We start from the raw sequence: 19,806 nt of genomic DNA on the forward strand, positions 1-19,806 counted from the left end.
GGGACCGGCAAGGGGAATGCTTTTTCGAGGGAGATGGCCGCGCCTTTTTATGTGGTTGGTAAGGGCAATATGCGGCTGCCGGCGCTGACGGTTCCACCGCGTCTGATCATCGACGACGGGCATCCCGACAGCCGGCTTGCTCCGCTGGAATTACTGGGGCGGGAGTATCGGGCGAGGTTGAACAACAGGGGCGGGCGGCAGCAGGTGTATGCGACCATGACGGCCGGGTCGCCGCGGATGCGGGAGGCGATGGTGGGCTATCTTGCCGATACGAGAGGGATGCAGGCGTCTGTGCCCAATATACTGATCACGCATGGAGCGCAGATGAGCATTTATATCGCGGCGCAGCTGTTGTTGCGGCCGGGAGATGCGGTGGTCGTGGGAGAGCCGGGGTATTATGTAGCGACGCAGGTATTCGAGAACATGGGAGCCAATTTGCTGCGGGCGCCGGTGGATGAATATGGGATCGACGTGGATGCCGTCGAGCGGTTGTGCAGGGGGAAGATCGTGCGGATGCTTTATCTTGTACCGCATCATCACCATCCGACTACGGTGACGCTGAGTCCCGAGCGGAGGATGCGCCTGCTGGAGATCGCGGAGAAATATAATTTCGCCATTGTGGAAGACGACTATGATTACGATTTTCATTATTCGTCCTCTCCCTATCTGCCGCTGGCCGCCAGCGGTCACAACAACCGCGTGGTTTATATCGGTTCGTTTTCCAAATCATTGTCGAGTTCGATCCGGGTGGGGTTCATGGTCGGTCCGGAGGCGTTCATTCTCGAGGGAGTCTATCTGCGGCGGCTAATCGAACTGCGCGGAGATAATCATATGGAGGATGCGCTGGCCGAGCTGATCCGGAACGGGATGTGGGACGGCACCTGAAAAAGGTGAACAGGGTCTATGAGGGACGGAGGGATCGTCTGTGCCAGCTGATCGATGGGCATCTGGGGGGTATCATCGACTATCGCAAGCCTTCGGGCGGGATGGCGATATGGGCCCGTTTCAGCAAGCGGGCTCCGGTGAAGGAGCTCGCTGCAAAGGCGCTGAAGATGGGGTTGTATATGAGCGACGGCCAGGCATATAATACGCATAATAAAGACTATAATGCGATCAGGATGGGATTTGCGTCGCTGAGTGAAGAGGAGATGGACGAAGCCATTCAAATATTGAAGAAATGTTTATAATATGCGGCTGCGTCCGAGGATAACGAACAGGGAGAGCAGGAGCAGTGTCATGTTCACCGCGACGTTCTTCGGTTCTCCGAGGCGGTAGTGGATGGGTGCAGCCAGGAGCATGACCAGTGCGAAACAGGCGGCGCTCGCTATGGTAAGAAAGGGAAGGATGTTTAGTGCCCATGGCAGGATGATCCCGATCGAGCCTGCTATTTCGCTGGCGCCGATGATGCGGATCTTTGCCTGCCGGAGGCCGACGACGCCTGTCTGACCGCGGGCGATCAGTCGTTGTTCCGGGAGTGTGGTTTTGCAGAGACCGGAATAGAAGAAAGTGGCGGCGAGGATGCTTTGCGTTATCCAAAGTATGGTATTCATGACTGTGCGTTTTTCTGCCACAAAGCTCTAACGGGACGAAGGGATTTCCTTTGATATATATCAAAAACGGGGTTTAGGATTGAGCGCGGATGCGGCTGAGTGTTTCCTGTGTCATGCCGAGCCAGGAGGCGATCATCCCGAGGGGCACTCTGTTGAGCAGTGTAGGATTGGTAGTGATGAGCTGCTGATAGCGGTCGTGGGCGGTGGCAAAATGCAGGTCGTCAAAGCGTTGTTGCAGTTGTATGATACCCTGGCTGAGGAATAGCCTTCCCAGGCGGTCGATGCCGGGGTGTTCCAGGTATAGCCTTTCGAGGCTGGTGTAAGAGAGCGCCCAGAGGGTGGAGTCCTCGAGGAGCTGGATGCCTCGTCTGTCCGCGTTACGTGTAAGGAAGCTGATGATGGAGACCGCGATGCTGTTCTCGGTGCTGATCCAGTCCGTGACGTCTTTTCCTTCTTTGATGTAAAAGGTTCTTGTGAGGCCTTTTTCGATGAACCAGAGATAGTGACAGACCGAGCCAGTGGCGGAGGAGATGGTGACCTTTGGGGAGGTCGAGGCGTTCGAGGGCGGAGGCCAGGGCGGCTTCGGCCGTTTCTGACAGGCGGGTAAAGTTTTTTATATAGGAGAAGAAGGAGGTCACGGGAGCAAAAATAAATTTTATTCTATGATGGTCCATGATTTTATCGAGGGTATCGTTCCGGTGTCGGCCGGCCTCAGGGAGCGGCTTGATTCGATATTAAAGCCGAAGATTTTTGGGAGGAAGGAGTTCCTGCTGAAGGAGGGGCAGGTTTGCGATAAGATCTATTTTGTCGAAAGGGGATTGGTGCGGATCTATTATTTAAATGACGGCGTGGAAATTTGTTCGGGGTTATTGCTGGAAGGCGGGTTTATGATATCGGTCGAGAGTTTTTTCAGGAGGCAGAAGAGTTATGAGTTCATCCAGGCGGTGGAGGAGACGGAGGTTTGGTATATTTCGTTTGATGAGCTGGAGGCGGTATACAGGGATTTTCCGGAATTCAATATTGTGGGCAGAAAACTGATAACGGAGTATTATATCCGCAGTGAAGAGCGGAATTATGTATTGCGGAGGCTGTCCGCGAGGGAAAAGTATAGATATTTTCAGGAGTTGTTCGGGGCGAATACCGTGAGGATCCCGCGGAAGGATATTGCCTCCTATCTGGGCATCAATCTGGAAACGCTGAGCAGGTTGTCGCGGAAAATCTGACTTAGGTCAAATTTTTTCCGTGGTCTTTTTCTTATTTGGCGTCAGCTAAATAAGGTAATCCAATGAATTATAAGTATTGTTTGTTGGCGGGGCTGACGGTCGTGTCGGTGCTTGCTGTAGCATTATTGCGTCCGATTGCGCAGCCTCCCGTGTTTCATCATTTTGCGGGTGGGGGCAAATTTTTCGGGGTGGTGAATGGGGCGAATGTGCTCAGTAATCTTTTGTTCCTGATCGCAGGAGGGGTGGGATTGGTTGGTTTGAGAAAGGGGGCTATAGCCGTGTTGTCCTGTTGTATGGGGTTCTTTTTATGGGTGTGGCGCTTACGGGTGTGGGTTCGGCCTGGTATCATCTGAGGCCGGATAATGGCCGCCTCGTTTGGGATCGGATGCCGATGACGATCGTATTCATGGCGTTATTATCCATAGTAGTGGCGGAGTTTGTGAATCTGCGGCTGGGGGTGGGGTTGCTGGTTCCGTTGGTTTTGGTTGGTGTGGGGAGTGTTTGGTTGTGGAGCTTTACGGAGGAGTGGGGGTTTGGGGATCTGAGGTTGTATTACTGGGTTCAGTTCTATCCGATGGTGATAATCCCGGTGATCCTGTGGCTATATCGGGCCAGGGGTGGGATCGCCGGGGCGGAGAGTACGGTTATGGAGGGAAGCCGGCGGAGCAGGGGGACGGTTCGGCCGTTGGTGTGGGTGGTAGTTTGGTATGCGGTGGCGAAGGTTTTGGAGTGGAAGGACTGGGAGGTTTATCGAATGACTGGGGTTAGCGGGCATGTGTTGAAGCATCTGGCGGCGGGGGTGTCGACGGTGTATTTTGTGGTGATGTACAGGAGGAGGGTCAGGTAGCCTGTCTTTTGGCCGTGCAGTAGGCCTTTATATTGCGGATGGCCTCGTCCAGGTTCGACTTGACCGTTTCGGAGGAGACGTTTAGGATGGTGGCGGCCTGTTGTCTTTTCAGTCCTTCTTTTTTTATCAGGATATAGGTGTTCTTTTGTTTGGAGGGAAGGTGGTTGACGGCTTCTTCGAGGAGTTGTTCGTATCCTGGATTTGGGTCTTCGGAGGGTTGGGGGATTGCGTCTATACTGCGCTGAAAGGTGGCCTCCCTGCAGATTTTTCTCAATGCGCTATAGATGGTGTTCTGGGCGATGGTGAAAAGCCAGGCGTTGAACTGTTCTATCCGGGGCAGGGATGTTCGTTTGAGCCAGACCTTCAGAAAGACGTCCTGTACGATCTCTTCCGAGATGGCGGCGGACTGGGTCAGGCGGAGGGCGGTCAGATAAATAGTCTTGCGATGGGACCTGAACAGCAGCCCGAAAGCGTGTTGGTCGCCTACCGCTATTTTACAAAGCAGCTCTTTTTCGTGAGCGATCTTTTCCTGCAAAGTAGTTCTGGTTCGGTATGTTATGAAATTAAAAAAAATTTTCGAATGCCGTACCCCCGAATTAGTTTTTCCTGCGTCTATTATGGTATAAATACCAGATTTCAATCATGAAGAGCCGAATCGAGCAACTGATGGAGCGGTGTATGGGGGAGGGAGCCACAGAGGAGGAGCGGAAAGAACTGCTCGGTCTGCTGCAATTATCTGAGAATGAGGAGGAGGCCCGGGGACTTATCCGGGCCGCGCTGGAAGATACTGCCACCCGGGGTGGGGATGAGGGGGATATGGATGAAGAAAGCGCAGGCAGGGTGCTGGCGACGATATACGGGGAGGGCCATGGCAGGGGTCTTATTCCTGTACTATTGAAGTGGGGACTGGCGGCGGCGGTGTTGCTGTCTGTGGTCTGGGGGACCAGTCTTCTTTTTAGGCAGAAGGAACCTGTAAAGGCAGTAGCCCAGCAGCGGAGGGACAGTGTTTACGATATCCCACCGGGCCGGAATAAGGCGACGCTGACGCTGGCGAGTGGAGAGGCCATTCAACTGGATGATGCAAAAGCCGGGAATATCGCCGATGACGGAGGGGCGGAAATCAGGAAGGCCGGGAATGGCGGAGCGCTTAGTTATCGTGCTCTTGGAAGGGAGGGGAAGGAAGTATTCAATACCATCACAACGCCCCGGGGGGCCAATACCAGGTGAATCTTGCCGATGGAAGCAAGGTATGGCTGAATGCCTCGTCGTCGCTGGTATATCCCACAACATTTACGGGTAAAGACCGGACGGTGGAACTGACCGGGGAGGCGTATTTTCAGGTCGCCAAAAAGGCCGGGTGTCCTTTTTTTGTAAACATCAATGGGGTCAGGGTGGAGGTTCTGGGGACGGCGTTCAATATCAATGGATATGACGATGAGCCCGTCATAAAGACGACTCTTGCAGAGGGAGTGGTGCGGGTGGAGGCGGCGGGCCGTCGGCTGGTGCTGAAGCCGGGGCAGCAGGCGGTGTCTGAAGGCAACGGGAAGGCGTTGCGGCTTGAGCCGGATGCGGACCTCGACGAGGCCCTGGCGTGGAAAAACGGAGTATTCAATTTCAACCGGCTTGATATCGGAACGGTCATGCGGCAGATAAGCCGCTGGTATGATGTGGATGTCGTCTACGAAGGTGTCAGGCCGGCGGGGCATTTCAGCGGTATGATCAGCCGGAATACGTCGGTTTCGACGGTGCTGAAGCTACTTGAATTTGGAGGCGTGCATTTCAGGGTTGCAGGCCAAAAGATCGTCATCATGCCCAATTAAAAACCGGAAGTGGGTCGAAGCACTTCCGGCGAATATGGGTCTTGCTGAATAAAAGTCTGGGAAAGACTGTTTTTATTTCTCAACCCGTCTGACCGGGGTCATCCGGGCGGACCCAAAGTGAACAAAACTATGCAATTAACTGCTGATTGCAAAGTTTCGCCGAGGCGGAGCTTTGCATTGAAAAAGATCTTCCTTTACATGCGAATTACCTCTATTCTGCTTTTGGCGTGCATGACCCAGGCGAGCGCTTCGGGTGTCGCGCAGACAGTAACTCTTTCCGGCAGAAATATTCCGCTGGAGAAAGTTTTCCGGGAGATCCACTATCAGACCGGATACAATTTCTTTTATCGCAGTGAATGGGTTTCACCGGGAGACAAGGTGAGTCTTTTTGTACGGGATGTCCCGCTGCAGGAGGTGCTTGACATCTGTTTTCGCGGGCGTTCGCTGAGCTTTTCCATTGTCGACAAGAGTATCGTAGTAAAGAAGGCGGAGGCGGAGGTGGCCGTCAGTCCCGCCTTTGAGACGATATCCGGCCGGGTCATCGACGAGACGGGGCAGCCGGTAAACAAGGCCAGCGTCCGCATCGAGGGTAAGAGTGGCGGGACCGAGACGGATGCTGACGGAAGGTTCAGTATCAGTGCCTCGCCAGGAGATATTCTCCTGATCTCGTATATCGGCTATAATACCGAAAAGGTCACGATACTGAGGGGGAAGAGCAGCTATAACTTCTCCCTGACGCTGGCAAACAGGCAGCTGAGCGATGTGGAGGTTGTGGCGGTGGGCTATGGGTCGACAAAAAAGAAGGACCTTACCGGCGCGGTATCCGTAGTGAATGTGGACGATATGAATAAGCAGCCGACCAATCAGATCACCAGCCAGCTGCAGGGGCAGGCTCCGGGCGTGACGATCATCGGCAGCGGGCAGCCCGGAGAGCAGCCGCAGGTGCGGATACGGGGTATCAATACCTTTGGTGACAATACTCCGCTGTTCGTAGTGGATGGGGTTCCTACGCTGAATATTTCCGATCTCAACCCCAATGATATCGCGTCGGTGCAGATACTCAAGGATGCCGGTTCGGCGTCTATTTACGGATCGAGAGCGGCGAACGGAGTTATTATCCTGACGACCAAGAAGGGGAAGAACGGCAAGCCGGTGGTCTCCTATGATTCCTACACAGGATTCCAGACGGTCAGGAGAAACAATGTCTGGAATACGCTGAGTCCGCTGGATATGGCCAAGCTGAAGTTCGAGGCGCTGGCCAATTCGGGTACGCCGGTGACTCCTTCCGCTGCCGATGTTCTGTATGGGGGCGGGCCTGATCCGGTGTTGCCGGACTATATCAATCCGGCCGGGGCCCATGAAGGTGATGCGTCAGTAGACCCCTCGCTGTATTTTGTCAACCCGAACTATACCGATCCCAACGATCCGAATAATTTCTATCAGATAACGAAGGCGAACAAGACGGGGACAGACTGGTTCAGGGAGATCACGCGGAGTGCGCCGATGACCAACCAGAATCTCAGCGTAAGCGGAGCAACGGATAATGCCCGGTATCTTTTCTCGTTCAATTATTTCAACCAGCAGGGTGCGATCGTCAATACTTATCTAAAGAAATATGTGATCCGGTCGAATACCGGCTATAGTATTTCCAAAGACATCCGCGTAGGTGAGAATATATCCTACAGCATTTCGCGGAACCCCAGGGTGGAGCCATTGCAGGCTTACGGGGCTATTGCCTATACGTTCCGGGACCAGCCGATCATTCCGGTACACGATATAAAGGGCAACTATGGCGGCACGAGTTCCGGCGCCGATCTTGGGGATTCGCCCAATCCGGTGGCGACGCAGGAGCGGACGTCCAATGACAGGAGCCTTGACCGGCGTCTGTTTGGCAATGTCTATGCGGAGGTCGACGTCCTGAAGCATTTTACGCTGAGGACCTCTTTCGGCGGCGAGGACTACAGCGGGTATTCCCATAGTTTTTCCTATCCGACGTATGAGAACAAGGAGAACACGCTGACGAACTCTTATTCGGAGGCTTCCTATTCCGGGTACGACTGGACCTGGAGTAATACGCTGACCTATCATACTGTAGTCGCCGGCGATCACGATATCAAGGTGCTGGGTGGTGTGGAAAGCTATGACGAGGAGTCGCAGCGGCTTGGCGCTACCGGATTTGGATATTTCTCTTTCGATCCCAACTATGTAACGTTGTCGGATGCTTCGGGCAGCATAACGGCCAACAGCGGCCGGGTCGGATATGGGCTCTGGTCGCAGTTCGGCCGGGTGGACTATGGGTATAAGGATAAATATCTTGTTAGTGCGACGGTCAGAAGGGACGGTTCGTCGAAGTTCATGAACCATCCTTATGGCGTATTTCCGGCGTTCTCGGCGGCGTGGAGAATTTCGCAGGAGAAATTCATGGAAGATATTCCCTGGCTGACCGATCTGAAGATCCGCGGGGGATGGGGTATCATGGGGAACCAGATCAACCTGGGTGCGGATAATGCCTACTACACTTTCAAGGGGAGCAAGGCTAATTCCTATTACGATATCGGGGGCACCAATAACTCGGTAGTGGAGGGTTTTGCGATCGGTCAGATCGGGAATCCGGATGCAAAGTGGGAGAGCGACGTCAATACGAATATCGGATTTGACGCGACGCTTTTCAAGGGTGCGATCGATGTTACAGCGGACTATTATATAAAGGCTATCCGCGATCTTTTGTACAACCCGACGCTGCCAGGGACATATGGTTCGGGGATCGTGCCCTATCAGAACGTGGCGGCGATGCGGAATCATGGTATCGACTTTTCGATCAGCGGCAAGAAGACCTTCGGCCGGGACCTCCGTCTAAGCACGACGCTGACCTTTACTTCGTTCAATAATAAGGTCACGCAGGTGACGCAGAGCACCAATTATTTCCTGTCGGGAGATGGAAGGAACTTCGGTCAGAAGTTCATTCGTAACCAGGTGGGTCATCCGGTCGGTTCGTTCTACGGGTACAAGATCAACGGTTTTTGGAATACCGCGGACGATATCGCGAAGGCGGATGCCGCAGCACAGCAGTCGAAGAGTGATCCTACGGCGATATATCAGACGGATGAGGGCGTCGGCCGTTTCAGGTACGCCGATGTGGATGGAGATGGTCAGATCACGGATGCGGACCGCACTTTCCTCGGTAATCCCAATCCGAGTTACAACTACGGCATCAATTTAGGGGCGGCGTATAAGAATTTCGATCTCTCCATCTTTTTCTACGGAGTATCGGGCAACCAGATCTGGAACCAGGTGAGGTGGTGGACGGATTTCTATCCTTCGTTCGGCGGCGGAAAGAGTCATACGGCGCTGTACGACAGCTGGACACCCAGCCATACGAATGCCAAAGCGCCGATCCAGGAGAATGCCGGCTATGCCAGCACCAACGGGGCTCCCAACAGCTATTATATCGAGAGCGGGTCGTATTTCCGGGCGAAGAATGCGATGCTTGGCTATAGTCTGCCTAAGGACCTCATCAGGAAGGCGGGCGTGCAGAGTCTGCGTTTTTACTTACAAGTCACGAATATCTTTACAGTCACGAAGTATTCGGGTCTTGATCCGGAGATCACCGGAAAGGGTGTAACGGAGTTCGGGATCGATGAGGGGTCCTATCCCAACAGCAGACAATATCTTGTAGGCGTAAGTCTTAAATTTTAAATCGATCAGTCATGAAAATCAAAATAATTTTCTATATAGCGTTGATGGGAATGTTGTTCGGGTGCAAAAAGAGTTTTTTGCAGCGGACGCCGCAGGGCTCTCTGCAGCCCGGTGATCTTGCAACAAAGGCCGGTGTGACCAATCTGCTGATAGGGGCGTATGCGGCGCTGGACGGACAGGATACGGTGGGGACCGGGGATATGGTCAGCCTGGGCGGCGGCAATGCGTGGGGTGTTTCTCCGAGTAACTGGCTGATGGGGAGTGTGGCGGGGGGGACGCGCATAAGGGCAGCGATGGTACGGACCAGATCGTTTTCATGCCGCTGGTTACTTTTACGGTAGACCCGAGCAACAGTATTCTCAACGATAAGTGGGTAGCGGTATATGAAGGTATCACCAGGTGTAACAATGTGCTTAAATATCTGGCGCTGGCTACGGATATCCCGCATGCGGACGGGGTGAATATCAAGGCGCAGGCGCGGTTTCTTCGTGCGCATTATTATTTCGATCTGAAGAGGGTCTTCGACAAGGTGCCGTGGATCGACGAGGCTACGACAGACTTTACGCCGACCAATACTGTTGATCTCTGGCCGAAGATCGAGGCCGATATGAAATATGCCTACGACAGTCTGCCGGAGTCGCAGGGTGATATCGGCAGGGCCAATAAATGGGCGGCGGGGGCATATCTCGGCAAGATATTTTTGTATGAGAAGAAGTATAGCGATGCCGAGCCGCTCTTCACCGCTGTCATCAACTCGGGGAAAACGCCCAATGGTCTTGCGTATGGTCTGAACGATCAGTTCGAGCACAATTATATGCCCGCTTATGAGACGAATAATCCGGAGGCCGTCTTTGTTATCGAGATGGCCGCCAATATAGCGGATGGGACCATCGCGAACGGCAATCAGGGGGATGCGCTCAATTTTCCTTATGGGGCGACCACTCCTTTTCCGTGCTGCGGGTTTTTCCAGCCCAGTTTTGACCTCGTCAACTCTTTCAGAACGGATGCCAACGGCCTGCCTTATCTCGACGACTACAATTCACATCCGATAAAGAGTGATGAGGGGTTGCTTTCCTCTGACCCGTTCACGGCGGATGCAGGTTTTATCGATCCGCGCCTGGACTGGACGGTTGGGCGCAGGGGAATCCCATATCTGGACTGGGATGTTTATCCGGGTCAGGACTGGGTGCGTGACCAGCGTTACGCGGGGCCCTATGCGCCAAAGAAGAATGTTTACTGGAGCGCGACGCAGGCGGCGGATGCGGATCAGAGTCAGTGGGCGCCGGGATCGTCGATCAATGTGTTCGTGATCCGGTTCTCCGATGTGCTGCTGATGGCGGCGGAGGTGGAAGCGCAGCTGAACAATCTGGATCAGGCGGAAGACTATGTGAACCGGGTGCGGAACAGGATGGCGTTGCATCCGGAAGGGTGGGTATACAAGTATTCAGACGATACCGATCCTTCGGCTGGTTTTAGTGGAGATCTGGCGGCGAATTATAAAATAAGTCCTTATCCGGCGGGCGCTTTTGCGAGCCAGGCTTATGCGCTGAAGGCGATCTATTTCGAACGGAAGCTGGAGTTGGCGATGGAGGGATATCGTTTCTTCGATCTTGTGCGGTGGGGGCTGGCGCCGACGGCGCTGAACGGATTTTTTGCGAGTGAATCGAAGCTGGTCACGGACGTGACGGGTGGACATTTTACGACGGGAAAGAATGAGCACTATCCAATCCCGCAGCAGCAGATAGACCTGACGCAGAAGGCAGGGAAGAATACGCTGACGCAGAATCCGGGGTATAATTAACGAGGGTGGGCATTTTGCGGAGGAGAAGGTATTTGGGAAGCCGGACCTATGGTCCGGCTTTTTGTATATTTAGGTAAACATTGTATTATGGGTGCTGCGGGAGGGTAGTCGGGGAGGTCCGTCCGGGGGATGTGGTGTGGTTTTCGGCCGGAGAGCGGCACTGGCATGGACTGGATGGAAAAGGTATCGGATGAGCAATACCGAAAATAGAAATAAAATGAAGACCTTAATTTTAACTATGCTGATGATATCTGGCGTGGGACGGGTGGCTGCGCAAGGGGACAAGCCAATGGTGCGGATGGCGAGGATCGTCGTGGATTCGGCGCAGCTGGATAGTTACAGGGCTGCGTTGAAGGAGGGGATCGAGGCGGCGGTTCGTGTCGAGCCGGGGGTGCTGACCTTTTTGCCGTCTATGACAAGGAGCATCCTACCCGCGTTACTGTCTTCGAGGTTTACAGGGATGAGGAGGCTTATCGGGCGCATCTGGAAACGCCGCATTTTAGAAAGTATAAGAGTGCGACGAAGGATATGGTGAGGTCGCTGGAGTTGGTTGATGTGGCGCCGATCGCGCTGGAGACGAAAATGGGAAGGGCACCCCACTGAGTGGTGAGGTGCCCCTGGTTATTTGTGTAATTAACGTCTGTCCTCGTAGAGCCGGAAGTAGAGGGCTTTTCTGAGGGAGATGTAGGCTTGTCTGAGGTCCGTCTCGGCACTGGGCTTTGTGGCCACCGAAATCGTCGGGGGCATTGTGGAGGGCGTTCATCGATGCTTCGATGTCGCGCATGGCCTTTGTGATGTTGGGGTGCCGGGATTCTTCTGCGCGCATCATTTGGGCTTCGTTGGGGGCCGGGGGCCTGTTGCCAACGATGACGTCCAGACTGATCCTGACTTGCGCATGCGTGACAGTTGCTACTGCCATGAAAAGGAAGGAGAGGAAGAGGATTTTTTTCATACCTTTTGAATTGTTAATGAATAGGCGGTCCGGGATAGGACCGGTAGATTTCATTGAAGTTTAATTCACAGGTTTTTCAGCAGGAGAAAATTTAAACGGAGGTCTCGGAGATTTATTTGATGGTGGGTGGATAATTTTGTGGCCCGCCGGGGTGGCGGTTCATAATTTTCAAAAGGATAAGCATTGAATAACGGACAGTCGAGCAATCTTTCGTTCGGATATATTGTAGGGACTACCAGTCTGGCATTTGTAGTATCGCAGCTGGATGTATCCATTGTCAACATCGCGTTGCCGAGTATTGCCAAGGCATTCTCGGTGAAGATAAGTTCGCTTCAGTGGATAGCGGATGCCTATACCGTCGCGTTTGCCGCATTGATGTTGTCGGCGGGAGGGATGAGCGACCGGCTGGGCTCGAAGCGTGTTTTTCAGATGGGGCTGGTGCTGTTCGGGCTGGCGTCTGCGGGTTGCGGGCTGGCATGGAGCGCCGGTGGTCTGATCGGGTTCCGGGCTTTGCAGGGGATTGGCGCTGCTACGATGATCCCGAGCTCGCTGTCCATCCTCAACCAGGCGTTTTCACGATGAGGTGGATCAGCGGGCGAAGGCTGTTGCGCTGTGGACAATGGCGGGGGCATCTCTATCGCTGCAGGGCCCATTTTGGGCGGTCTGCTTCTTCATATCGCCAGCGCGGAGGCTGATATTTATCGTCAATATCCCTATTTGTGTGGCGGGGTTTCTGCTGAGTGTGCGGCTGAACGAGAGTGAACGGCACCCGCATCAGGGGTTGGACGTTTCGGGGCAGGTCCTTTGGATGCTGGCGCTTACGACCTTTATCACGGCAATTATTGAATGGCATGCGAAGGAAATCCCGCATTCACTGGTCCTGGGGTTTTTTCTTTTCAGCGTGATCATGCTGCTGCTTTTTCTGTGGATCGAGAAGAAGGCCGGGACTCCTATTCTGCCGCTGGAGTTCTTCAAGGCCCCTGTCTTTAATGTGCTGATGCTGTTCGGAGTGATTGTGAATAATGCCTATTACGGTACGGTATTCGTGCTTAGTCTTTACCTGCAGGGTGTTTTGCACTACGATGTTGTCAGGGCAGGACTCGCGTTCTTGCCGCTAACCGGAGGGTTTGTTATCTCGAATATTGCCAGCGGAAGGCTGACGGCGAAGTTTGGCATCCGTCTACCGCTGCTGGTGGGGAGTCTTCTGGCAGCGGCCGGATATGCGGGATTGCTGATCGCCACTCCGGAGACGCCGTACTGGCATCTGTTCATTCCATTCCTGGTCATTCCTCTGGGTATGGGAGTAGCCGTTCCAGCCATGACGACGGGTATTCTTTCGAGTGTCGAAAAGACCAGGAGCGGGACGGCGTCCGCGGTGCTGAATACTTCGCGGCAGGCGGCGGGTGCCATGGGGGTCGCGATATTTGGGGCTATGGCCGGGGGAGGGGCAGCGGGTATTGCTTCTGCGGTAAGGGTTAGCGGAATAATCTCCTGCGGTAGCTTGCTGGTGGTGGCGGTGCTGATCTACAGATATATATGGAATAAAAAAACCGGACGTGAAGTCCGGTTTAAAGATTGGTGAGCGGTGAGTGTTTTATCGGTGATTGACGATGTTTTAAAATTTGTCAAACCATAATTTTGTCGTCAGCAGGTCGGGGCCCTGGTCTGCGACTGCTTTCTGGTAGCTCGCGCCGTTCAAAGTCTGCTCGGACCCGGGGTATATAAATCTTTCGGGCATCTTTCCGCCCAGCGTGCCGGCGACAGCCGGAGTCAATTGGGGGTAGTCCAGTCTTCTCCATTCGGCAAAGGCTTCGAGGCCTTGTCCAAATAGCGCGATCCATTTTTGGTTGCCGACGGATTTCTTGTAGTTGGAAGCGTCGTATTGTACGGATGCCTGTGCCAGGTAGTTGCCTGTGACGGTAGCGTCTGTGATCCCATATTGGCCAAGGCTTGCCAGCACGGCCTGATTGTAAAGAGCGGCTGCGTCGCCCGTGGTAAATCCGCGGGACACCGCTTCGGAGAGGTCGAACAATACTTCGGCGTAGCTTATAATTACGGCTGGTGCGTGGGGGCTCTGAAATAGTCCCCGGGACGCGAAGTCCTGCTCAGGCCAAGGTTATTGGCGTCTCCGGTGAGGAGGCCGTTGGGCACGCCGACATATCCGTGTGGGGCGTCATCGGTTGGCTGTGCGTAGATGGGGAGGCGCGGGTCGTTGAGTGCGGCTAGTCTGTCCACGATGGTCTTGCTGATCCGGTAGTCCTGTCTTGTATCGAACGTAAGGCTTACCGGGTTCTGGTTGGGAGAGTCCTGGTAGACGAGTGCTGCGAGGTCTGCATTACTTGTGAAATAAGAGCCGCCCTCGCCTTGAATATCGGTCAGGACTTGCTTTGCAAGTGTGGGTTCCTGGTCGGCGATCCGCAGGGCGATGCGGAGGCGGAGACTGTTGACGAATTTCTTCCAGTTGGCGATCTTTCCGCTGTAAATCGGATCACCCTGTATAGCAGGTCCTGAAGGGTCCAGCAGGGTCTGGGCCGTTTTCAGGTCGGAGAGCAGTCCCAGATAGACGTCTCTTTGCGGATCGTATGCCGGCGTCAGGAAGCTGTCGATATTGCCGGCCTGTTTGTAGGGGATGTCGCCGTAAGCGTCGGTAAGGATCTGAAAGGTCCATGAACGCAGGGCGAGCGCAACACCCTTGTAGTTGTTGTTCTGCTGCTGGCTGCCGATGGATATCACCTTGTTCAGGTCGGTGATGCTTTGTCCATACAGCGCTTTCCACAGCGAGGTAAAACTACTGTTGTTGAAGATATAGCGGTCGGGGTCCGTATACTGGATCTTTGCCCAGTGCTGGATGAAGAGCAGGGAGGAGTTCAGGTTGTTGTCCACTCCCCAGTAGGCGTCGGACGTGAGCTTTTCTGCGGCCGTGAGCAGATAGTCCGGTTGCGGGTTCTCGGTAGCGTTGGGATTCTTGTTGATACCGGCCAGTTCTTTCTTGCAGGACGTGGCGCCCAGTAACAGTCCCCCAAGTATCAGTTTATATATATTGTTCATCGTAATTAGAATTTGAAGTTTACATTGATGCCATAGCTGCGTGTGCCGGGAAGGCTGAGATCCTCGAGGCCCTGTCCGTTGCCTGTGTTGAAGGCTGTCTCGGGGTCAACGTTGGGGACCTTCTTATGGATGATCCAGAGGTTGCGTCCTACCAGGCTGATGTTGGCACCGACAAAGCCGATGGACTGTATCCATTTAGAGGGCAGGTCGTAGCCGAGCTTAACTTCCCTCAGCTTGATAAACGAGGAGCTATAGATCCATGCTTCGTCGAAGTTGTTGAGTGTCTTATAGTATTGTGATGCGGGCAGGATGGCCTGGTTGGCTTTGCCGGCCTGGGTGACGCCTTTGAAGATGATGCCGTCGTCGTAGACTTTCTCTCCTGCGGGACCGGCCGATCCCGGCACGGGCGCTTTGGAGTTGTCATTGCCCGGATAGTAATAAGAGAGTCCGCCGTGGGCTGCGTCCCTGCCGAGGGAGGGTCGAGGCCAGGACACCTGTGTAAGCGCCTGTGGCGTTTGTGGAAGAATATTGTCTTCCGCCGAAGGAACCGTCTATCAGGACGCTAAGGGTGATATGGTCGTAGGTGAACGTATTGGTGATACCGCCGAGCCAGTCCGGGGTATACTTACCCAGTACCTTGTTGTTGGGATTGGTCGCGGGTGTTCCGTCGTCGTTGACGATGACCTGTCCCTGTGCGTCGCGCAGGAAGGCTGTTCCGAACAGGCTGCCGTAGGCCTGACCTACGGTGGCTACGGTCTGGATGGAGCCGTCGCTGCCGAGTACATAGTTCTTCAGCAAGCCCTGGTTGTCCAGCGATATCAGCCGACTGCGGTTCATCGCGTAGTTGGCGTTGATATCCCAGTGTAAAGTGGGTGGATTTGACGGGGATGAAGCCCAGTTGCACTTCGAGGCCTTTGTTGTTGAGTCGGCCGGCGTTGACGAGCTTTTGCGAATAGCCGGTAGAATTGCTGACGTCGACGTTCAGGATCTGGTTGAAGCTGCTGCTCTGGTAAAGGCTCAGGTCGAGGCGAATTCTGTTGTTGAAGAAGCCTGCTTCGACGCCTACTTCGGAGGAATTGGTCGTCTCCGGCTTGAGGTTCGGATTGAGGTCGAGAGCGCCTGCCGTCAGCTGAGGATTGGAGCCGAAGGTGGGCGTAATGAACGGATAGGTGTTCAGCAGCCGATACGGCGTCGCGTCGGCGCCAACCTTCGACCATCCGCCCCGCACCTTGGCATAGCTGAGGACGTCGCTTTTGATGTCGAATGCGTCAGACAGGACAAGCGAGCCGCTGATGGACGGGTAGAAATAAGAAAGGTTGTTGACGGGCAGGGTAGAAGCCCAGTCGTTGCGGGCGGTGAAATTTATAAAGGCGTAGTTGTGGTAGCTAAGCTGAGCCGATCCGAACGCGCTGTATGTTTTCAGCTTGTAGAAATTATTCGATGATACCAGCGGGTCCCTCGAATTGGTCAGCGTGTAGAGGCCTGCGACTGCCAGCCGGGGGCTTTCTGGTCGTTCTCTTCGAAGGATTTGGTCCGCAGGTTGGTTCCGCCCGGGACTTCGAGGGCGAAGTCGTCGTTTAGCTTCTTATTGTAGTTGAGGGTAAACTCGGTATTGGTCTCGTTGACCGTGTAGGCGTCTTCCTCGTAGGAACCGTAGGGAGTTCCGCTGGTTCCGTAGGCGATGCGGAGCTTTCGCCTGTCGGTATAGTAATCGGTGGCGGACTTTATGTTTGCCGTTAATTCGCTGGTGATCTTATAGCTGAGGCCGATGTTGCCGATCAGGCGGTCGCGGCGCTGGCCGACCGTATTCTGATTCGCGACGAAGAATGGATTGCTATAGTATGAGTTGTTCCAGTTGAGGGGGCTGCCGGTGCTGTAGTAGTGATCGCGGAGTTTGTCCATATCTACCTGGCGGCCCATCCAGATGAACTGGAGCATGGTGCTGGTAGACCGTTTGCCGCCCGAACCGGGCAGGTTGCCCGCGCTGGTCTGGACGTAGTTGGCGTTCACAGTCAGCGTGAGTTTTGGATCGAGTTTGAGTGTGGAGTTGATCGTGAAATTGTTTCTGCCGAGGTCGCTGTTGGGTATGACACCGAACATCTTCTGCGTATTTGCAGAGAATCTGTAGTCGTATTTGTCGCCTGCGTCTCCGATGGATACGCCATTGCTGTAGCTGACGCCGGTCTTGAAGAAGCTTTTTACGTTGTCGGGGTGCGCGATGAAGGGTTGCGGTGTGCCGTCGAAGAACTGTGGGATGAGCTGGCCGTTCATCTTCGGGCCCCAACTCTCGTCGACGTTGTCATTGACGCCGCCGCCGGCGCCGTCCTTATAGCTAAATTCTCCGTTTGCGCCCTGGCCGAATGTGTTCTGGTATTTCGGGAGGGTCAGCAGGTTGTCAAAGCTGGTATTAGAGTTGACGGTGATGCCGACGCCTTTTTCTTCCTGCCGCTCTTGGTCTTGATGAGGACTACGCCGTGTGCTGCGCGCGAGCCATACAGGGCGGCTGCGTTGGGTCCTTTCAGGAAGCTGATGGATTCGATGTCGTTGGGATTGATGTCGGAAATCGGGTTGGCAAAGTCGCGGGAAGGGGCCGTACCCAGCTGCTGGTCGTTGTCGACGGGAAATCCGTTGATGACGAACAGGGGTTGGTTATTTCCCGAGATAGAGGTCTCGCCGCGGATAACGATGCGGGAGGATCCCATATCTCCCTGGCTGTTGGTGACGCGGACGCCGGCCACTTTACCTTCGATGGTATTGACGAGGTTGGGCTCGGAAGTTTCGGAGATGTCTTTGGCTTTCAGCTCCTGTACGGCATATCCAAGGGATTTCTTTTGTCTTACGATGCCCAGGGCGGTCACGACGACTTCGTTGAGAGAGCCTTTGGCCTGGTCGAGTGAAATCTGAATGGGGGCTGTTGATGCGGGCAGTTCCTGTGTGGTATAGCCAATGAAGCTAAACTGAAGGATGTCTTTAGCGGAGGCGGATATTTCGAACTGGCCCTGTGTGTTCGTCTGGGTGGCTTTGGCGCTCCCTTTTATACGGACGGTAACGCCGTCGAGGGGCAAATTGTCCGGTTTTCCGGTGACTGTGCCTTTTACAGGGAATGTTTGAGCATGAGACTGGAGAGAGAAAAGATAAGCATTAGTCCGGTGAGGCTGGTGAATAGAAGCCTCCGCCTTGCCGGCATGAGCCCGGTTAGCAGTTTTTTCATAACAGTGAAATTTAGTGACTCGATGTTTTCGAACTGCAAATATAAACCCTACTTGGTTTATGGACTAATATTTTTTACTGAGGTATTTGTATGGTTTATCGAAATGTGGATGAGCGGCATGGGAAATTCCTCTGGCGTATGAGGAGCATGACATGTGACAAATGTCAACGTCATATTGTGTCATTTGCCTCGTGATCGGGACGTGGTTGTTGGCCAATTTTGTCTCATGCAAAATAAAAAAAGCAACAACGATCCTGTTTTTTATCAGGACGCGACGAGGTTAGCGGAGCTGATCCGAAATCGCGAAATTTCCCCGGTTGAAGTCGTAAAGGCTCATCTGGACCGTATCGAAGCCGTCGATCCTCAGGTCAACGCCATCGTAACGGTGGCGGATACTGCAATGGAAGCCGCAAAGGCCGCGGAAGCGGCGGTGTTGAGAGGAGGTCCGCTGGGTGCGCTGCACGGCGTTCCATTTACTGTCAAGGATTCTATCGACACGGCGAATGTGTTAACACATCGAGGATCGCCTATTTTCAAGGGACGCATGCCTGCGACCGATGCGACGAGCATGGCCCGGTTGAAGAAGGCAGGTGGTGTTTTGCTCGCGAAAACTAATTTGCCGGAGTTCTCTTACTGGATCGAGAGTGAGAACCTGCTTTCCGGCAGGACGAACAACCCATGGGACCTAAATCTTTCTCCGGGTGGTTCGAGTGGCGGGGAATCGGCTGCTGTTGCGGCGGGTCTGTCTCCGCTGGGGCTGGCGACGGATCTGGCGATCTCTGTGCGTTGGCCGGGTGCGCTGACGGGCATTGCGTCTTTGAAGGCCACACATGGCAGTATTCCGATGACGGGGATCTGGCCGCGTCCTCCGCGCCGGTTCTGGCATGTGGGACCGATGGCGCGTTCGGTCCGGGATCTGCGGCTAGCCTATTCCGTGCTGGCCGGACCTGATGGGCAGGATGGATTTTCGTCCAGCATGATGGGGTTCGATGCGGGGATTGGTGATTCTTTTCAGGGGACGTCTTCGAATAGGCTGGTTGGTGGAACCGGGGTTCGGAGCGATCGATCCTGAGATTGCCAGGACTGTAGAGGCAGCGGCCGATGCGCTTCGGCAGTTGGGGCATATTGTCGAGCCGGTTCATCTTCCTGCACTGGAAGCGGAGTTTGCGCTGGACTATTATGTCAAAATGCATATCATGGACATCAAGCCCGCGATTGCGGAAGCCGTTGCCGGCCGGGGTGAGGATGAGATCTTCAAAATGGCGAGGACTGTGCTTGCTTTCCCTGACACGCCGATGAAAGATTTTATTGCGGCGGAGCAGTCGGCGGAGCGGTTGCCGGACGGGTATGCGGAATATTTTCAGAAATACGACGCGATGATCACGCCGGTATTACCTGTCGTTGGACACGGACATAATATAAATGAGATTGTTGTAAAGGGTCAGAATGAAAGCATCTTTTTGCTGCAGGGGGCTACGGTACCGTTGAATATAACGGGTTTGCCGGGCGTGTCGGTGCGGTTCGGTACTAGTGAAAGCGGCTTGCCGATCAATGTGCAGGTCGTCGGGAGTTGGTTGGCTGAATCGACGATACTTCATATTGCGTCTCTTTTGGAGGAGGTGAGAGTGGTGGACAGGCTGCATCCTGAACTTTAGATT

23 protein-coding genes and 2 pseudogenes are annotated in these 19,806 nt (G+C 54.2%); 15 read left to right on the forward strand and 10 right to left on the reverse strand.

Going from position 1 to position 19,806, the window contains the following annotated elements:
- The first annotated feature begins 33 nt into the window (after positions 1 to 33).
- Positions 34 to 885, forward strand: coding sequence for a PLP-dependent aminotransferase family protein (locus tag ACQ86N_RS06690; protein WP_431214503.1), 852 nt, complete (start codon positions 34 to 36; stop codon positions 883 to 885).
- Positions 886 to 890: 5 nt separating this feature from the next.
- On the forward strand, positions 891 to 1,187 hold the full coding sequence (locus ACQ86N_RS06695; RefSeq protein ID WP_431214504.1) for an aminotransferase class I/II-fold pyridoxal phosphate-dependent enzyme: 297 nt from the start codon (positions 891 to 893) through the stop codon (positions 1,185 to 1,187).
- On the opposite strand, the gene ACQ86N_RS06700 is transcribed toward ACQ86N_RS06695, so the two are convergent.
- Both ACQ86N_RS06700 and ACQ86N_RS06705 read right to left on the reverse strand, forming a co-directional pair.
- Positions 1,182 to 1,550 (reverse strand): DoxX family protein, encoded by a 369-nt coding sequence (locus ACQ86N_RS06700; protein ID WP_431214505.1) that lies wholly within the window; start codon positions 1,548 to 1,550, stop codon positions 1,182 to 1,184. The genes ACQ86N_RS06695 and ACQ86N_RS06700 overlap by 6 nt on opposite strands.
- A gap of 377 nt (positions 1,551 to 1,927) precedes the next feature.
- Positions 1,928 to 2,188, reverse strand: a complete 261-nt coding sequence (locus ACQ86N_RS06705) for a hypothetical protein (protein ID WP_431214506.1) — start codon at positions 2,186 to 2,188, stop codon at positions 1,928 to 1,930.
- 24 nt (positions 2,189 to 2,212) lie between these two features.
- Between ACQ86N_RS06705 and ACQ86N_RS06710 the strand changes: the two genes are divergently transcribed.
- The 3 genes from ACQ86N_RS06710 to ACQ86N_RS06720 all read left to right on the forward strand — a co-directional run bounded on the left by ACQ86N_RS06710 (position 2,213) and on the right by ACQ86N_RS06720 (position 3,620).
- Positions 2,213 to 2,773 carry a Crp/Fnr family transcriptional regulator gene (locus ACQ86N_RS06710; RefSeq protein WP_431214507.1) on the forward strand — a complete coding sequence of 187 codons (561 nt, stop codon included), beginning with the start codon at positions 2,213 to 2,215 and terminating at the stop codon, positions 2,771 to 2,773.
- A gap of 62 nt (positions 2,774 to 2,835) precedes the next feature.
- The gene (locus ACQ86N_RS06715; RefSeq protein ID WP_431214508.1) at positions 2,836 to 3,126 is read left to right on the forward strand and encodes a hypothetical protein; all 291 of its coding nucleotides are present in this window, start codon (positions 2,836 to 2,838) and stop codon (positions 3,124 to 3,126) included.
- Positions 3,081 to 3,620: a hypothetical protein gene (locus tag ACQ86N_RS06720; protein ID WP_431214509.1), complete on the forward strand. Its 540-nt coding sequence runs from the start codon at positions 3,081 to 3,083 to the stop codon at positions 3,618 to 3,620. Before ACQ86N_RS06715 ends, ACQ86N_RS06720 begins: the two co-directional genes overlap by 46 nt.
- Here ACQ86N_RS06720 and ACQ86N_RS06725 read toward each other — a convergent pair.
- Entirely contained in the window at positions 3,613 to 4,155 is a 543-nt protein-coding gene (locus ACQ86N_RS06725) for an RNA polymerase sigma factor (RefSeq protein WP_431214510.1), read from the reverse strand. The two genes, ACQ86N_RS06720 and ACQ86N_RS06725, sit on opposite strands and share 8 nt — an antisense overlap.
- 107 nt (positions 4,156 to 4,262) lie before the next feature.
- Here ACQ86N_RS06725 and ACQ86N_RS06730 point away from each other — a divergent pair, with 107 nt between their 5' ends.
- The 8 genes and pseudogenes from ACQ86N_RS06730 to ACQ86N_RS06765 all read left to right on the forward strand — a co-directional run bounded on the left by ACQ86N_RS06730 (position 4,263) and on the right by ACQ86N_RS06765 (position 13,471).
- Positions 4,263 to 4,847 (forward strand): hypothetical protein, encoded by a 585-nt coding sequence (locus ACQ86N_RS06730; protein WP_431214511.1) that lies wholly within the window; start codon positions 4,263 to 4,265, stop codon positions 4,845 to 4,847.
- On the forward strand, positions 4,844 to 5,440 hold the full coding sequence (locus ACQ86N_RS06735; RefSeq protein WP_431214512.1) for a FecR family protein: 597 nt from the start codon (positions 4,844 to 4,846) through the stop codon (positions 5,438 to 5,440). Before ACQ86N_RS06730 ends, ACQ86N_RS06735 begins: the two co-directional genes overlap by 4 nt.
- A gap of 198 nt (positions 5,441 to 5,638) precedes the next feature.
- On the forward strand, positions 5,639 to 9,136 hold the full coding sequence (locus ACQ86N_RS06740) for a TonB-dependent receptor (protein WP_431214513.1): 3,498 nt from the start codon (positions 5,639 to 5,641) through the stop codon (positions 9,134 to 9,136).
- Between the two features lie 11 nt (positions 9,137 to 9,147).
- On the forward strand, positions 9,148 to 9,477 hold the full coding sequence (locus ACQ86N_RS06745) for a hypothetical protein (RefSeq protein ID WP_431214514.1): 330 nt from the start codon (positions 9,148 to 9,150) through the stop codon (positions 9,475 to 9,477).
- Positions 9,453 to 10,937, forward strand: coding sequence for a RagB/SusD family nutrient uptake outer membrane protein (locus tag ACQ86N_RS06750; RefSeq protein WP_431214515.1), 1,485 nt, complete (start codon positions 9,453 to 9,455; stop codon positions 10,935 to 10,937). The genes ACQ86N_RS06745 and ACQ86N_RS06750 overlap by 25 nt, the downstream gene beginning before the upstream one ends.
- Positions 10,938 to 11,393: 456 nt before the next feature.
- Positions 11,394 to 11,540 (forward strand): annotated as a pseudogene (locus ACQ86N_RS06755) (hypothetical protein); the annotation flags it as partial.
- A gap of 532 nt (positions 11,541 to 12,072) precedes the next feature.
- Complete coding sequence (locus tag ACQ86N_RS06760; RefSeq protein WP_431214516.1) at positions 12,073 to 12,471, forward strand: MFS transporter; 399 nt, start codon at positions 12,073 to 12,075, stop codon at positions 12,469 to 12,471.
- A gap of 1 nt (position 12,472) precedes the next feature.
- Complete coding sequence (locus ACQ86N_RS06765; protein WP_431214517.1) at positions 12,473 to 13,471, forward strand: MFS transporter; 999 nt, start codon at positions 12,473 to 12,475, stop codon at positions 13,469 to 13,471.
- Between the two features lie 33 nt (positions 13,472 to 13,504).
- Here ACQ86N_RS06765 and ACQ86N_RS06770 read toward each other — a convergent pair whose 3' ends face one another.
- The 7 genes and pseudogenes from ACQ86N_RS06770 to ACQ86N_RS06800 all read right to left on the reverse strand — a co-directional run bounded on the left by ACQ86N_RS06770 (position 13,505) and on the right by ACQ86N_RS06800 (position 18,002).
- Positions 13,505 to 13,921 (reverse strand): SusD/RagB family nutrient-binding outer membrane lipoprotein, encoded by a 417-nt coding sequence (locus ACQ86N_RS06770; protein WP_431214518.1) that lies wholly within the window; start codon positions 13,919 to 13,921, stop codon positions 13,505 to 13,507.
- A 20-nt stretch (positions 13,922 to 13,941) separates the two neighbouring features.
- Positions 13,942 to 14,937, reverse strand: coding sequence for a SusD/RagB family nutrient-binding outer membrane lipoprotein (locus ACQ86N_RS06775; protein ID WP_431214519.1), 996 nt, complete (start codon positions 14,935 to 14,937; stop codon positions 13,942 to 13,944).
- 5 nt (positions 14,938 to 14,942) lie between these two features.
- Positions 14,943 to 15,431, reverse strand: a complete 489-nt coding sequence (locus ACQ86N_RS06780; RefSeq protein WP_431214520.1) for a hypothetical protein — start codon at positions 15,429 to 15,431, stop codon at positions 14,943 to 14,945.
- Positions 15,358 to 15,774, reverse strand: coding sequence for a hypothetical protein (locus ACQ86N_RS06785; RefSeq protein WP_431214521.1), 417 nt, complete (start codon positions 15,772 to 15,774; stop codon positions 15,358 to 15,360). The genes ACQ86N_RS06780 and ACQ86N_RS06785 overlap by 74 nt, the downstream gene beginning before the upstream one ends.
- Before the next feature lie 79 nt (positions 15,775 to 15,853).
- A pseudogene (locus ACQ86N_RS06790) lies at positions 15,854 to 16,465 on the reverse strand (TonB-dependent receptor domain-containing protein); the annotation flags it as partial.
- Positions 16,405 to 17,208 carry a hypothetical protein gene (locus ACQ86N_RS06795; RefSeq protein ID WP_431214522.1) on the reverse strand — a complete coding sequence of 268 codons (804 nt, stop codon included), beginning with the start codon at positions 17,206 to 17,208 and terminating at the stop codon, positions 16,405 to 16,407. The gene ACQ86N_RS06795 and the pseudogene ACQ86N_RS06790, both read right to left, overlap by 61 nt.
- Before the next feature lie 113 nt (positions 17,209 to 17,321).
- On the reverse strand, positions 17,322 to 18,002 hold the full coding sequence (locus ACQ86N_RS06800; RefSeq protein ID WP_431214523.1) for a TonB-dependent receptor plug domain-containing protein: 681 nt from the start codon (positions 18,000 to 18,002) through the stop codon (positions 17,322 to 17,324).
- A gap of 372 nt (positions 18,003 to 18,374) precedes the next feature.
- Between ACQ86N_RS06800 and ACQ86N_RS06805 the strand changes: the two genes are divergently transcribed.
- On the forward strand, positions 18,375 to 19,220 hold the full coding sequence (locus ACQ86N_RS06805) for an amidase (protein WP_431214524.1): 846 nt from the start codon (positions 18,375 to 18,377) through the stop codon (positions 19,218 to 19,220).
- On the forward strand, positions 19,189 to 19,803 hold the full coding sequence (locus ACQ86N_RS06810; protein WP_431214525.1) for an amidase family protein: 615 nt from the start codon (positions 19,189 to 19,191) through the stop codon (positions 19,801 to 19,803). Before ACQ86N_RS06805 ends, ACQ86N_RS06810 begins: the two co-directional genes overlap by 32 nt.
- Positions 19,804 to 19,806: the final 3 nt, after the last annotated feature.

Source organism: Puia sp. P3 (assembly GCF_050632245.1).
Classification (GTDB): domain Bacteria; phylum Bacteroidota; class Bacteroidia; order Chitinophagales; family Chitinophagaceae; genus Puia.